Below are 13,137 nucleotides of genomic sequence, written 5' to 3'. Positions count from 1 at the left end.
CACAAAAAAACGATTAAAAAATAATTATTATGGAACTCAACGAAAAACAAGGGAACTACAATCAACCTTACAAATCAGAGAAAAAAGTTGTTGCAGGAATTTTAGGAATCTTACTTGGAACTTTTGCAATTCACAAATTCTATCTTGGATATACTAAAGCAGGAATTATTCAGTTAGTTTTAGGACTTGTATCTTGCGGTATTGTAGGTATTGTAGGATTTATTGAAGGGATCATTTACCTTACAAAATCTGATGAAGAATTTGACAGAACTTATGTTCAAAACCAAAAAGAATGGTTCTAAGACTTTAAGTTTTACAAATACAAAATCCGGCTCATATCTGAACCGGATTTTTTATTTATCCTAATGAAAGAAATTGAATTATTTATCAGATTTCTGAGCTTTAGCTTTGATGAAATAAGAGAAACCTACGTTTACCCCAAAAGTATTTACTCTGTTCTTAAATTCAGTACCGAAATAAGTTTCTTTGTTCGAGAACTGATCGAAAGACACCCCTAAGTTAATCCCTAAAGACTGAGTTGCCATATAAGTAACTCCTCCTTTCACTTTCCAAGCTAAACCGTCAGCAGTAAAATCTGTTGAAGTTCCTGAAATAGTTTCTTTTGTTTTGCTCGAAGCATAACCGATACCTGCTCCCAAGAAAGGAACTACTTTGCTGCTGTTTGCGAAGTAATAAGTAGCAGTCGGCATTACAGAAAAGCTGGAAACAGTATTCTTGTCACCGTTATCTTTTGTTGTAACATTAGTAAATCCTAAATCGATTCCAACAGCCAATTTATCAATTACGAAATAACCTACAGATGGAGTAACAGCGAAAGTGCTTACTTTAGTCCCGTCAAAAGTCTGTCCGTTCACCTTTGTTTTAGTTTCCATGTTGTTGAAACCAATTCCTGTATTTCCGCTGATTACCCAGTCTCCTTTAGTCATTTGAGCATTTGACAAACCAAAAAGTGCAACAGCACCCGCCAGTAATAATTTTTTCATAGTTATAAAATTTAGTTTTAAGTTTATTTTTAAAGATTAAAAAGCCCTAAGTAAAACTCAGGACTTTTTAGTTTATATGCTTTGTTTATTATTTTGCAAAAACATATTTTACACCGATTCCAACAGAAGCCAAATCAAGACCGAAGTTGTAGTTATCCACACTTTTAGCATTCTTGTATTTGAAGTTGCTGTATCCGAATTCTCCGATTGTAGCTTCGATAGTCCAGTTTTTGTTTAAGAAATAATCTAAACCTGGCTTCACAGCAACACCGAAAGAATTGAATTTCTCTTCTGTCGTGTTTGTTACATTTAAAGTAGTATTCTCAAGCTTATCTTTTCCGAAAGCCATTGGTACTGAAAGCTGACCGAAGATGTAGAATTTCTCACCTAAAGTCCAGTACTTTCTTGCAAAAGGTTCTACAACAAATGCAGAAACAGTGCTTTTAGTAGTAGTAAGAGCACCTTCATTTTTTGCTACGCTTGAAGCATAACCTACACCAACTCCAACTGCTACGTTTGTTCCAACGAAATGTCCGATGGTAGGAACTAATGTTAAATCACTAGTTTTAATATTTGTATTGTTATCTTCGCTAGCCGCAAAGTTTAAAGTTCCAGACACATATGTAGTTCCTTTAGCGATTTGCGCGTTAGATAAACCGAAAAGTGCGATAGCACCCGCTAATAATACCTTTTTCATTTTTTAATAATTTTAATACTTTCTGACAGCAAATTTACAGTGACCATGCTGAATATTAAAATTTGTTAATGTGATTAATATCATCGGTATTTTTTAGCAATTTTCAACAATAAAAGCTATTAAATAAAGGCTTTTAGCGTTTTCACAATTTTTTGAATAAAAAAACTCCAATTTTGCAATCGGAGTTCATTATAGTTGATTTTAAAAAATTTTACTTCAGGAAGAAATTTACCCCGAAATTAACCGCTCCGAAGTTAAATCGGTCGTCACCGTACCAATAGGGACCACGACCTTTATATTTACTGCTTACACTCTGAAATCCTAAATACAGCTCTGTATTTTTCATCTGATACCCTACTCTCGGCGCAACGTAAAGTCCGCTGTTGATATAGTTTCTGGTAGAAATTCCTGCTCCGAGATCCAATCCTACGAACAACGGAATCTTGTTAAATCTGTATTTTCCGGAAACCGCAACAGGAACAAACCCGAAATCGTCTACATTATCTTTTCCGAAAAAATGAGAATATCCTGTAGTAGCACCAATGTCAAGACCTTTTGTAATATTCCACATATAAGCTGCGTCTAATCCAAGAGTTACACTCGCCGCATCTGCCGCATCTCCAAGCGGTGCACCCACATGAGCTCCCAACCTGAAACCTTCCTGAGCCTGCGTAAGACCTCCCAAAAACGCAAAAGCACCTAACAATAATAGTTTTTTCATTTTAATAATTTTAAATTTTGAATAGAGAATTTTCCGATAATAAAAACGGGGTAGCATTTTATACAGAAAAAAAGCCGTACAAATTCTGTACCGCTTTAATTTTTTTATGAGAATAAATTCTTAGTTCCCTCCGAATTTAAATCCTACACCCACTTGAGCAAAGCTATTGGTTACTTTACCACCGCTTCCATCATTAGAAAGATTAGAAACACCTAAGCTATATCTTGCATCAAAGAACAATCCGTTCTCTAACATATATTCTACACCAACAAAAGGTGCAATATTTAAAGATTTAGTTTGTTTCTTAATATCTACTTCGCCACTGCTTTCGCTATCAGTTACATCTACACTGATAAGATCTGAACCGATTACAGTTTTTTGTTTAGCTGAAAGAATAACTCCAAAATTTGCTCCTGCTGCTACAGAAAACCCCTCTGTAATAAAATATTTTGCAGACACTGGGAATAAAAGAGTTCCATAAGTAACTTTTGTCTGTTCGCCAACAAATACTACTCCTGCGTTTATTCCATCAATTTTTTCTTTAGCTCCAAGAGGTGAATATAAAACTTCAGCCTGGAAACCAAAATTATCATTGATTTTATATTCTGCCATACCTCCAATATAAAATGTATATTTGGGATCCATGTTTCTTTTTTCCAGATCATCTTGCTTTTCATCAACCTTAATTGTTGACATAGCAAAACCTGCTTTAGGTCCGAATCTGAATTCCTGAGCTTTTGCGCTCAATCCCATAACAGCGATTGCTGTCAAAAGAAATAATTTCTTCATAGTTAATAGTTTTTTTATTAATCAGCCGCAAAAATAACACTTTTTTTTAAATATCAAAATGATTACGTGTTTAAAAAATAAAAAACAGATCAACACCTGTTAATCTGCTTTTCAATTATATTATGATAAATTGTTTAATCGTTTCGCTGTCTTTTTTCCTCATCATTGTAGGCAAGAATAATTTTTCTTACAACAGGGTGTCTTACTACATCCTCTTCTGTTAAATGAACAAAACCGATTTCTTTTACATCCTTTAGAATTCTCATCGCTTCCTTTAATCCGGATTGCTGTTTCGGAGGCAAATCCACCTGACTCGGATCTCCGGTGATGATAAATTTAGCATTCATCCCCATTCTCGTTAAAAACATTTTCATTTGGGAGTGGGTCGTATTTTGGGCTTCATCCAGAATTACAAACGCATCATCCAAAGTTCGCCCTCTCATAAAAGCTAACGGAGCCACTTCAATCACTTTCTTTTCAATAAAGCCTTCCAGCTTTTCGTGCGGAATCATATCACGCAGTGCATCATACAAAGGCTGTAAATACGGATCAAGCTTTTCCTTAAGATCACCCGGTAAAAATCCTAAGCTCTCCCCTGCTTCAACCGCAGGTCTTGTTAAAACAATTCTTTTAACCGTTTTATCTCTCAAAGCTTTTGCTGCCAAAGCCACACTTGTATACGTTTTTCCTGTTCCGGCAGGTCCGATGGCAAAAACCATATCTTTTTTCTCAGTTTCTTTAACTAATTTTTTAAGATTGGTGGTTTTGGCTTTGATGATTTTGCCATTAACACCTTTTACAATAATATCCTGATCGAAAACAAGCTGTTTTTCGTTTTCATCTTTAATATTCAGAAGATTTTCAACATCTTTCAGGTCTATAGAATTGTTTTTTGAAATAAAATTGACAATATCATCGAGCTTTTTCTTAAAAATGTCCAAAGCTTCCTGATTGCCCATCGCAAATATATAATGATCTCTTCCAGTGATTTTAAGAGTGGGAAAAGTAGATTTTATAAGGTTGAAAAATTGGTTGTTTACTCCGTAGAAGATTTTCGCATCGATATCCTCAAGATCATATGTCAATTCAAACATGCAGTATTATTATTAATTTTAGATTTTAAATTTAAAGCTTTTTTTGAAATTTATATCAAATTCTTTTCCATAATTTTTCGGGCATTCCTTTTATTTTAGATAAATTTGCATTTCTATCATTCTATACAACCATCAATGTCAATTATAACCCTCACTTCAGATTTCGGAAATTTGGATTACAGAGTCGCCGCTGTAAAAGGGAGCATTCTTTCTCTGAATCAGAAGGTTAATATTGTTGATATTAGTCACGAAATACAGGCATTTAACCTTATACAGACCTCTTACATCGTAAGAAATGCGTACAAACACTTTCCGAAAGGTACAATTCATATTGTTTCCGTAGACAGTTTTCACAACAGAAACAGGAAAAATATTTTATATAAATCCGACGGACATTACTTTCTGGCGGCAGATAACGGCGTTTTAAGTTTGATATTTTTTGATATTAAACCTGAAGCGATCTACGAAATCACTTTGAACAACCGTTTCGACGATATCGTTAATTTTACTTCTACAGATGTTTTTGTTCCGGCAGCCGTCCATTTGGCAAACGGAGGACTTCCCGAAGTGATCGGAAGAAAAATAGACTCTGCAAAACAGCTTCTGTTTCCAAAACCTGTTTATAATGAATCTGAAAAAATGATTATCGGAGAAGTTACGTACATTGATAATTTCGGAAATATAATATCAAATATTAACAAAGATCTTTTCGAAACCATCTCAAAAGGATACGAAAGTTTCACGATAAAATTCAGAAACTTAGCACTTTCAAGAGTCTTTTCGAGTCATACGGAAGTGGTTTCGGACTGGGAAAGAGAAACAGAATTTCATGGGCAGTCTGCTGCAATCTTCAATGACAGTCAGCTTTTGGAGCTTACCATCTACAAAGGAAGCAGAAAAAACGGGGCAAAATCCCTGTTTGGGCTTAACGTGGGCGAAAATATTTACATTGAATTTTTCTAAAATTTAATATTTCATAAAAAAATCGATTTTTTTTATATATTTGTCAAAATCTAAAAATTAAAAATGGCAGAATACAAATTATTGCTTCCGTCCATGGGAGAAGGTGTTATGGAAGCGACAATTATCTCCTGGTTGTTCAACGAAGGTGATAGCGTAAAAGAGGATGATTCCGTAGTAGAAATTGCAACAGATAAGGTAGATTCAGACGTTCCGACACCCGTTTCGGGGAAAATCGTAAAGATTTTGAAACAGAAAGACGAAGTTGCAAAAGTAGGCGAAGCCATTGCTATTTTAGAAATTGAAGGAGAAGGCGGAAACACTGCTTCTGAAGAAGTAAAAACGGAAACTCCGGCGGCTGCTCCGGACGCGGAAACCTTAAAAACCATTGAGGAACCTTTAAAAGTAGCTGCTTCAACAGAGTTTTCGGGAGATCTTTATCTTTCACCGCTTGTAAAATCTATCGCACAGCAGGAAAATATTTCTGAAACCGAACTGAAAACCATCAAAGGAAGCGGTCTGGAAGGAAGAATTACCAAAGAAGATATTTTAGCGTACGTTAAAAACAGAGGAAACCAGCCAGTTCAGCAGGCAGCTCCGGTACAAACTCCATCTGCTCCACAACCGGTTGCAACTTCGGCTCCGGCTGCTACGATTACGGCTGCTGCAGGTGATGAGATCATTCCAATGGACAGAATGAGAAAAATCATCGCTGAAAACATGGTAAAAGCGAAGCAGATTGCTCCTCACGTTACCTCTTTCATTGAAACAGACGTTACCAACGTTGTAAAATGGAGAAATAAAAACAAATCTCTTTTTGAAAAACGTGAAGGTGAAAAACTGACGTTCATGCCGATTTTCGTGAAAGCAGTTGTGAAGGCGATTCAGGATTTCCCTATGATCAACGTGTCGATCAGCGGTGAAAATATCATCAAAAAGAAAAACATCAACATCGGTATGGCAACAGCTTTACCGGACGGAAATCTTATCGTTCCTGTTATTAAAAACGCAGATCAGTTATCACTTTCAGGATTGGCAAAAGCAATCAACGATTTAGCGTACAGAGCAAGAAACAAAAAATTAAGACCTGAAGACACTCAGGGTGCAACATATACAATTTCTAACGTAGGAAGCTTCGGAAACTTAATGGGAACCCCGATTATTCCTCAACCTCAGGTTGCAATTTTAGCAATCGGAGCTATCGTTAAAAAGCCTGCCGTTCTTGAAACGCCGGACGGAGATGTAATTGCAATCAGAAACTTAATGTTCATGTCTCACTCATATGACCACAGAGTTGTAGACGGTTCTTTGGGAGGAATGATGCTTAAACATGTTCATGATTACCTTGAAAACTGGGATCTGAATACAGAAATATAATTATAAATGATGAATGATAAGTGATGTAATTGTCATATTAAGCTTATCGAAACATCTTTACAATATAAAACCTTCGATTTTTTTCGGAGGTTTTTTGTTTTATTCAGTAATTTTATAGTCATAAGATTTGCTTGAATCTTCATATATACAATAAAAAATTAAATGAGATACAGGATAGACTTTCGGAATTAAACTTAAAATCCGTTTAATCAGAAATACAATAAATAATTCAAAAATGGAACTCGATTTTAGAAAACTAAACGTTAAAAAACTTTTCGATTTTTCAAAAGAAGAAGAAAATCTGATATTTGAGGTTTATGACAAACTTTTTGAACTCTACGATATCGCCGTTATTGAAATTAAAGCCTCCCCTTTTCATGAATTTAATTCCGGTGAAGGAATACCGCTTTTCACTCCCAAAATAGGCTATTTCATTACGGATGAAAACAAGCAGAATTCTTTTTATCTTTTCATCGTCAGTAAAATTGGAACAACTGTAAAAGGAGCGTACACAACAACTTCTTACGACAGTCTGCAAATCTGGGGAATGAAAAAATTAAGCAGTGATTTTGGGTTCATTTCAGTCAGCAGAAAGAAATGGGCAGATAAAATCGCAGGAATATTCAGTAGCTTTACTGTTAATTTTAAAGACCGTGATTTTAAAGATTTTTATGTTTTGGGAAGTGATCCTTTAAAAACCCAATCCTTTTTAAACTCAGGAAGAAAGGAAATTCTAAAATCATTTCCTGATGAAGATTTTAAGCTGGAAATTAAAAACGACTTATTAAGCTTCGCCTTGCCTAAAGAACTTTCTGTACAAAACGCTTTATGGGTGGCAAAATTTTTAGAAGAAATATAAATTCCTTATTTTTATCATCAATCTTGCTACCAACAATTAAATGCTGAAAATAATAGTCATCATCCGGAGATCTCTTAAAAAATCTTTCGATAACATTAGAAATGAACAACTGAAGTACAATCTGCTTCAGGCAATTCCTTTCTGGATCGGTTCTGTGATTACGGGATTTGTAGCGGTGATGTATGCAAAGATTTTTGCATGGGGCGAAAATCTCCTGCATTTTATTCTGGATTGGCATTCGTGGATGATCTTCATAATTGCTCCGATTGGTTTTGTTGTCTCGTGGTGGCTCGTAAAAGAATTTGCCCCGAATGCAAAAGGAAGCGGAATTCCGCAGGTGATGGCAGCTGTAGAACTAGCCAATCCAAAAGAACACAGAAAAATCAGAAGTTTATTAAGTTTAAAAATTATTGTTTTTAAAATCCTTTCCTCTTTGGTTTTGGTTATCGGAGGCGGTGCAGTCGGTCGCGAAGGTCCTACGATTCAGATTGCGGGTTCCGTATTCAGAAAAGTAAACGAATATCTTCCGGAATGGTGGCCGAAAATTTCCAAGAAAAATATGATCATGACGGGTGCTGCAGCGGGACTTGCAGCGGCTTTCAATACACCTTTAGGCGGAATTGTATTCGCCGTGGAAGAACTTTCCAAAACCCATATCAATTATTTTAAAACCGCTCTGTTTACCGCAGTTATCATTGCGGGTTTAACGGCGCAGACTTTGGCGGGTTCTTACCTGTATTTGGGATATCCGAAAACAAATGACGTTCCTTTAATGGTCATGTTTCCCATCATTTTAGTGGGCGGAATTGCCGGAATTTTAGCCAGTCAACTCTCCGTAATCATGCTTAAAATGAATGACTGGAAGAAAAGAAAACTTAAAACAGACCGTGCGAACGTAGCATTTTTAATTTTCTGCGCTCTGATCATCGCTTCTATAGCCTTTTTCATCAACAGAGAAATATTAGGCTCCGGAAAAGAAATCATGGAACGCGTTCTTTTTACTTCAGAAAAACATGAAGACTGGTACGTTCCGGTTTTAAGAATGTTGGGTCCTGCCCTTTCCTTCACTTCCGGCGGCGCAGGAGGAATTTTTGCCCCTGCTTTAACAGCCGGAGCAAGTATTGGTTCTGTAATTTCAGGATTTATTCATTTAAGCCCGAATGAAACCAATGTTGTTGTTTTGGCAGGAATGGTTGCTTTTTTAACCGGAATTACAAGAGCGCCTTTTACATCGGCAATCATTGTTCTGGAAATGACCGACAGACATTCTTTAATATTTCATCTTATGTTAGCCGGAATGGTGTCTTCCATTGCCTCCATTTTGGTAAGCCGACATTCTTTATACGATGTCATAAAAGTGAATTTTTTAACGGAGATCAGAAAAGACGATAGTATTTAGAGTTCAGGGTTTGAGGTTTAAAGTTCATTTATAAAAAACAACAATCAAAAACCGTGAACTGATAACAATTCACCACCAATAATTTTTCAGAAACATTCGCTTTCGTATTGCATATTACAAATATATTCTCTACTTTTGCACCTCGAAATAATTAACAAATTTTTTAACATTATGAACAATTACGAAACTGTTTTCATTTTAACTCCCGTTCTATCTGAAGCTCAGGTGGAGGAAGCAGTGAACAAGTATGTAGATCTTATCAAAGAAAAGAACTGCGAAATCGTTGCTAAAGAAAACTGGGGATTAAAAAAATTAGCTTACCCGATCCAATTGAAAAAGAACGGATTCTACACTTTAATCGAGTTTAAAGGTGAAGGTTCTGTAGTTGCTGATTTAGAATTGGCATTCAAGCGTGACGAGAGAGTAATCCGTTACCTTACTACAAAACTAGACAAACACGCTGTTGACTATGCTGTAACTAGAAGAGCAAAAGTAAAAGCAGCTAAAGCTTAATTATTAACCCTATTTTTTAAAAAGACAAGACATGGCAATAGACGAAATGGCTAAACAAGCCTCAGCTGGAGGAGAATCTGAAGTAAAATTCCTTACTCCGCTTGATATCAATACAAAATCTGAAAAGAAATATTGTAGATTCAAAAAATACGGAATTAAGCACGTAGATTATAAAGATGCTGATTTCTTATTACAGTTCGTAAACGAGCAAGGTAAAATCTTACCAAGAAGATACACAGGAACTTCTTTAAAATACCAAAGAAAAGTTTCTGCTGCAATCAAAAGAGCAAGACACTTGGCGTTACTACCATACGTAGCTGACTTATTGAAATAAAAAAAAATTGCAATTAGCCATTAGCTTCTCGCTTTTGGCTTTTTGTTGCTGAATTAATTTATAAATTCTAACGATGTGAAGAGTAAGCCGGAATATAAACCCCGGAACTCCAAACTCTAAAACGGACAACAACAATGAACATTATTCTAAAAAAAGACGTAGAAAACTTAGGTCTTGAATTCGACACAGTAAGCGTAAAGCCTGGTTATGCAAGAAACTTCTTAATTCCTCAAGGGTATGCTTTATTAGCTACTCCTAAAAACATCGCAGCTTTAGAAGCTACTTTGGAGGCTAGAAAAGAAGAAGAAGCTAAATTGGTTGCTGCTGCAAACGCTGTAGTAGAGCAATTAAAGAAAACTTCTATCACAATTCCTGCAAAAGTAGGTACTGGTGATAAATTATTCGGTTCTATCAACAATGCAGATTTAGCTGCAGCTCTAGGAAAAGCAGGTGTATCTGTAGACAAAAAATACATCAAAATTCCTGGAAACACAATCAAGAGAACAGGTAAATTCTCAGCTCTTGTTAGACTTCACAGAAACGTTGAGTACAACTACGAATTCGATGTTGTATCTGATGCTCCGGTTGAAGCTCCAAAAGCAGCTCCTGCTAAAAAAGAAGAAGCACCTTCTGAAGAAGCTTAATCAAGACGAGATTTTCTCAACATATAAACCACTTCAACTGAAGTGGTTTTTTTGTGTCATTGCGAACAGACTGAGGGTCTGCGAACGCAGTTCTAAAGCGACGAAGCAATCTTTCACAACAATTTATCATTACATCAGCAGATTTGTCATTTCGACGAAGGAGAAATCTACCCTCAAACAAAACATCTCTATATTTTTCAGGAGCTATTTCCCGCTTTCCATTGCAATCTTTTTTTTCAAAAAAGGATTTTCATTACAATCGGGGCTAAAATTCCCCTCATCAATAAATACTGATACGTTTTCACAGCACTTACTTCTCCGAAAATAAAGAATGAAGCAGAAATTTAATTAATGTTTTCATGAAAAAAATTTATGTCATTAGTATTTAGAAAAAACACAAAAACCCTCCAACTCTCAAACCCTACAACTCTAAAACTCTATAACCCAAAAACTCTCCAACCCAAAATCACTCCTCTCCCTTCAGCTTCTGCAGATAATCCGTCGGAGCAACCCCGATCACTTTCTTAAAAATATTACTGAAAGAAGACAAACTATTGTATCCCACCATCATCGCGATCTCATACATATTGTACTTCCCTTCCAGCATCAGTTCCAGAGAACGGGTAATTCTCAGCGCACGTAAAAAACGGACGTAATTCATGCCCAGAATTTCCTTAAACTTTCGGGAAAGCGTTCTTGTACTCATCCCGAATTCTTTTGCCGTAGATTCTATGCTTAAAGGCTTTTCCAGATTCGCATGAATGTACTGTGCCACCTTCAGAAGCATTTCGTCATTCGGAAAAGGATGCTGAACCGGAAATGCCTGTTTTTTATCCCTTTTTTCAGGTAAAATTCCTTTTAATGCTTTAAGAAAATCATATTTTACTCCATCATTCTTTGTGATTTTCCCATCCCAGTCTTTGGTATACAAAATCATCTCCCGAAGAAGATGACTTACCGAATAAATATTAATTTCATCAAAAAAGCCATTTTCATTCTCTTCTTTTTTAAAATAAAAATTATACAGATCTACTTTCGGACTGGTAGAGAAAATATAATGCGGTGTTCCGGCAGGAATCCACATAAAACATCTTGCCGGTAAATACCAGTGTTTCAGATCGGTGAAAATATGCACGATTCCGCCTTCTGCATAAACCAACTGAGCCGAACTGTGATAATGGATTTCGGTTTTCACCTTTCCGGTAAGCACATGATAAACGTAAAATTCCGAATCTGCTTCTTCTACTGCTTTAAAATGACTTTCGTTCATTCAATAAAGGTAAAGAGAAAATTTCAATATGGCGCAAATGAGCAAATCTTTTTCTGTTTTCACAAATCATGTCGGAAGCTGCACCGCGTAAATTTGCAGAGTCAAAAACAATTCAGCAAAAAATCTTAACTATATTTATGAAAATGATATCATACGCAAACAGATATCAGTGGTTTGCGTTGTGCCTATTACTTGTGAGTAATTTATTACAGGCACAGATAACCGATTATCAACACCTTAGTCTGCAAAAAGCAATAGAGATCGGATTAATTCAAAACAAAAAAATAAAAATCAGCCATTTAAAAGATGAAATGTCCGAAACCAGAGAGAAAGATCTGAAAATGGAAAAGCTTCCCGATGTAGAATTTCACACAAGCTATAATCAGGTAACCAATCTTTTTCAGCATGAAGACGGCGTGTTTGAAAAAGCCACAAAATACAATATCATCAATGGAATGTACGATTTTACGCTTTCGGCTTCCATTCCTGTTTATATGGGCGGAAAAATTAAAAATACCGAAAAAAAAGCCGCCATTGATACCGAAATTTCATCTCTTAAAACCCATCTGAATGAAAGACAGTTAAAGATGGAAATTATGACCGCTTTTCTCCAGATTCATCATTTAAAAGAACAGCAGCGTTTAATTAATGATAAAATGAAAGAAGATTCCGTAAACATCAAACAGGTAAAAGCTCTGAAAGCAAACGGTGTGGTTACGGTAAACGAAGTTCTGAGAACCTCTTTACAGCTCTCTAACCATAAAATGAGCCGGACAGAACTGGATAATGATATTCAGATTTCAGAACACAAGCTGAAAACGATGCTTTCCCTTCCGGAAAATCAGGAAATGCATGTGGAAACGGAAGATTTAATTTCTGAAAACGCAGAAATCCCTTACATCAATGAATTAACGGAAACCGCTTTATATAAAAACGAATTGGTAGAAATTGCCAATAAAAATCTCACTCTGAAAGAACTGGATCAGAAAATTACCAAAGCGAATTATTTACCGAAAATTACCGCAGGCGGAGAATACTTTTTAAAATATCCCAACATGATGTTTTTTCCGCCTGAACCTTATGCGTACCGTTTGGGAATGATCGGTATCAATCTTACCTACCCCATCGAAAATCTTTATAAAAACAAATACAAAATGCAGGAAGCAAAAGAAAATATAACTCTTGCCCAATTGCAGATCGAAGAAAATGAAGAAAATATCCGGCATGAAGTGTATGAAGCTTTCAAAAAATTCGAAGAAACGGAAGAAAAGGTAAAAATCGCAGAAGAAGCCATTAATCAGGCAAAAGAAAATTACAGGATCGTGAAGACCAAATATGCGAATAAGCTAAGTTTAATCACCGAACTCATTGATGCAGACAATGCCTATCTGGAAGCGCAATCCAACCTTATTTCCGTAAAAATTAACCGACAACTAAAATATTACCAACTCCAGTACACGATTGGAAATTTATAAA

General features: G+C 35.8%; 15 protein-coding genes. 9 read left to right on the top strand and 6 right to left on the bottom strand.

Annotated features, from left to right (window positions below):
* The first annotated feature begins 29 nt into the window (after nucleotides 1-29).
* Nucleotides 30-302: a TM2 domain-containing protein gene (locus DD829_RS03505; protein ID WP_108411359.1), complete on the top strand. Its 273-nt coding sequence runs from the start codon at nucleotides 30-32 to the stop codon at nucleotides 300-302.
* Nucleotides 303-380: 78 nt separating this feature from the next.
* Here the strand turns inward: DD829_RS03505 and DD829_RS03500 are convergent, their stop codons facing one another.
* The 5 genes from DD829_RS03500 to DD829_RS03480 all read right to left on the bottom strand — a co-directional run bounded on the left by DD829_RS03500 (nucleotide 381) and on the right by DD829_RS03480 (nucleotide 4,305).
* Entirely contained in the window at nucleotides 381-1,004 is a 624-nt protein-coding gene (locus tag DD829_RS03500) for an OmpW family outer membrane protein (RefSeq protein ID WP_116547526.1), read from the bottom strand.
* Nucleotides 1,005-1,092: 88 nt separating this feature from the next.
* Nucleotides 1,093-1,701, bottom strand: coding sequence for an outer membrane protein (locus DD829_RS03495; protein WP_108411205.1), 609 nt, complete (start codon nucleotides 1,699-1,701; stop codon nucleotides 1,093-1,095).
* Nucleotides 1,702-1,912: 211 nt separating this feature from the next.
* Complete coding sequence (locus DD829_RS03490) at nucleotides 1,913-2,422, bottom strand: hypothetical protein (protein ID WP_116547534.1); 510 nt, start codon at nucleotides 2,420-2,422, stop codon at nucleotides 1,913-1,915.
* Nucleotides 2,423-2,542: 120 nt separating this feature from the next.
* Nucleotides 2,543-3,211 carry a porin family protein gene (locus tag DD829_RS03485; protein ID WP_108410031.1) on the bottom strand — a complete coding sequence of 223 codons (669 nt, stop codon included), beginning with the start codon at nucleotides 3,209-3,211 and terminating at the stop codon, nucleotides 2,543-2,545.
* 134 nt (nucleotides 3,212-3,345) lie between these two features.
* On the bottom strand, nucleotides 3,346-4,305 hold the full coding sequence (locus DD829_RS03480) for a PhoH family protein (protein WP_087710390.1): 960 nt from the start codon (nucleotides 4,303-4,305) through the stop codon (nucleotides 3,346-3,348).
* 135 nt (nucleotides 4,306-4,440) lie between these two features.
* On the opposite strand from DD829_RS03480, the gene DD829_RS03475 reads away from it, so the two are divergent.
* The 7 genes from DD829_RS03475 to rplI all read left to right on the top strand — a co-directional run bounded on the left by DD829_RS03475 (nucleotide 4,441) and on the right by rplI (nucleotide 10,391).
* Nucleotides 4,441-5,268 carry an S-adenosyl-l-methionine hydroxide adenosyltransferase family protein gene (locus DD829_RS03475; protein WP_076390051.1) on the top strand — a complete coding sequence of 276 codons (828 nt, stop codon included), beginning with the start codon at nucleotides 4,441-4,443 and terminating at the stop codon, nucleotides 5,266-5,268.
* Nucleotides 5,269-5,331: 63 nt separating this feature from the next.
* Entirely contained in the window at nucleotides 5,332-6,642 is a 1,311-nt protein-coding gene (locus DD829_RS03470; RefSeq protein WP_108409183.1) for a dihydrolipoamide acetyltransferase family protein, read from the top strand.
* A 235-nt stretch (nucleotides 6,643-6,877) separates the two neighbouring features.
* Entirely contained in the window at nucleotides 6,878-7,501 is a 624-nt protein-coding gene (locus tag DD829_RS03465; RefSeq protein WP_108409182.1) for a hypothetical protein, read from the top strand.
* A gap of 40 nt (nucleotides 7,502-7,541) precedes the next feature.
* Entirely contained in the window at nucleotides 7,542-8,900 is a 1,359-nt protein-coding gene (locus tag DD829_RS03460; protein WP_108409181.1) for a chloride channel protein, read from the top strand.
* Between the two features lie 171 nt (nucleotides 8,901-9,071).
* Nucleotides 9,072-9,413, top strand: a complete 342-nt coding sequence (gene rpsF / locus DD829_RS03455) for a 30S ribosomal protein S6 (RefSeq protein ID WP_066434819.1) — start codon at nucleotides 9,072-9,074, stop codon at nucleotides 9,411-9,413.
* A 31-nt stretch (nucleotides 9,414-9,444) separates the two neighbouring features.
* Nucleotides 9,445-9,747 (top strand): 30S ribosomal protein S18, encoded by a 303-nt coding sequence (gene rpsR, locus DD829_RS03450; RefSeq protein WP_002979091.1) that lies wholly within the window; start codon nucleotides 9,445-9,447, stop codon nucleotides 9,745-9,747.
* A gap of 134 nt (nucleotides 9,748-9,881) precedes the next feature.
* On the top strand, nucleotides 9,882-10,391 hold the full coding sequence (rplI, locus tag DD829_RS03445) for a 50S ribosomal protein L9 (RefSeq protein WP_108409180.1): 510 nt from the start codon (nucleotides 9,882-9,884) through the stop codon (nucleotides 10,389-10,391).
* 466 nt (nucleotides 10,392-10,857) lie between these two features.
* Here rplI and DD829_RS03440 read toward each other — a convergent pair whose 3' ends face one another.
* On the bottom strand, nucleotides 10,858-11,661 hold the full coding sequence (locus DD829_RS03440) for a helix-turn-helix domain-containing protein (protein WP_108409179.1): 804 nt from the start codon (nucleotides 11,659-11,661) through the stop codon (nucleotides 10,858-10,860).
* Nucleotides 11,662-11,798: 137 nt separating this feature from the next.
* Here DD829_RS03440 and DD829_RS03435 point away from each other — a divergent pair, with 137 nt between their 5' ends.
* A complete protein-coding gene (locus DD829_RS03435; RefSeq protein WP_228408116.1) occupies nucleotides 11,799-13,136 on the top strand; it encodes a TolC family protein in 1,338 nt (445 codons plus the stop codon).
* The last annotated feature ends 1 nt before the right edge of the window (nucleotide 13,137 follow it).

Origin of the sequence: Chryseobacterium sp. HMWF035, from assembly GCF_003094695.1 — a bacterium.
Lineage (GTDB): Bacteria > Bacteroidota > Bacteroidia > Flavobacteriales > Weeksellaceae > Chryseobacterium > Chryseobacterium gambrini.
The sequence above is the reverse complement of the archived record's forward strand: the minus strand, read 5'-3'. Positions and strand labels throughout refer to the sequence as shown.

Coding starts and splice junctions, on each gene's coding strand:
- rplI (WP_108409180.1), top strand. CDS start 9,882: ATGAACATTATTCTAAAAAAAGACGTAGAAAACTTAGGTCTTGAATTC.
- DD829_RS03465 (WP_108409182.1), top strand. CDS start 6,878: ATGGAACTCGATTTTAGAAAACTAAACGTTAAAAAACTTTTCGATTTT.
- DD829_RS03500 (WP_116547526.1), bottom strand. CDS start 1,004: ATGAAAAAATTATTACTGGCGGGTGCTGTTGCACTTTTTGGTTTGTCA.
- DD829_RS03460 (WP_108409181.1), top strand. CDS start 7,542: ATGCTGAAAATAATAGTCATCATCCGGAGATCTCTTAAAAAATCTTTC.
- DD829_RS03490 (WP_116547534.1), bottom strand. CDS start 2,422: ATGAAAAAACTATTATTGTTAGGTGCTTTTGCGTTTTTGGGAGGTCTT.
- rpsR (WP_002979091.1), top strand. CDS start 9,445: ATGGCAATAGACGAAATGGCTAAACAAGCCTCAGCTGGAGGAGAATCT.
- DD829_RS03495 (WP_108411205.1), bottom strand. CDS start 1,701: ATGAAAAAGGTATTATTAGCGGGTGCTATCGCACTTTTCGGTTTATCT.
- DD829_RS03480 (WP_087710390.1), bottom strand. CDS start 4,305: ATGTTTGAATTGACATATGATCTTGAGGATATCGATGCGAAAATCTTC.
- DD829_RS03440 (WP_108409179.1), bottom strand. CDS start 11,661: ATGAACGAAAGTCATTTTAAAGCAGTAGAAGAAGCAGATTCGGAATTT.
- rpsF (WP_066434819.1), top strand. CDS start 9,072: ATGAACAATTACGAAACTGTTTTCATTTTAACTCCCGTTCTATCTGAA.
- DD829_RS03485 (WP_108410031.1), bottom strand. CDS start 3,211: ATGAAGAAATTATTTCTTTTGACAGCAATCGCTGTTATGGGATTGAGC.
- DD829_RS03470 (WP_108409183.1), top strand. CDS start 5,332: ATGGCAGAATACAAATTATTGCTTCCGTCCATGGGAGAAGGTGTTATG.
- DD829_RS03475 (WP_076390051.1), top strand. CDS start 4,441: ATGTCAATTATAACCCTCACTTCAGATTTCGGAAATTTGGATTACAGA.
- DD829_RS03435 (WP_228408116.1), top strand. CDS start 11,799: ATGAAAATGATATCATACGCAAACAGATATCAGTGGTTTGCGTTGTGC.
- DD829_RS03505 (WP_108411359.1), top strand. CDS start 30: ATGGAACTCAACGAAAAACAAGGGAACTACAATCAACCTTACAAATCA.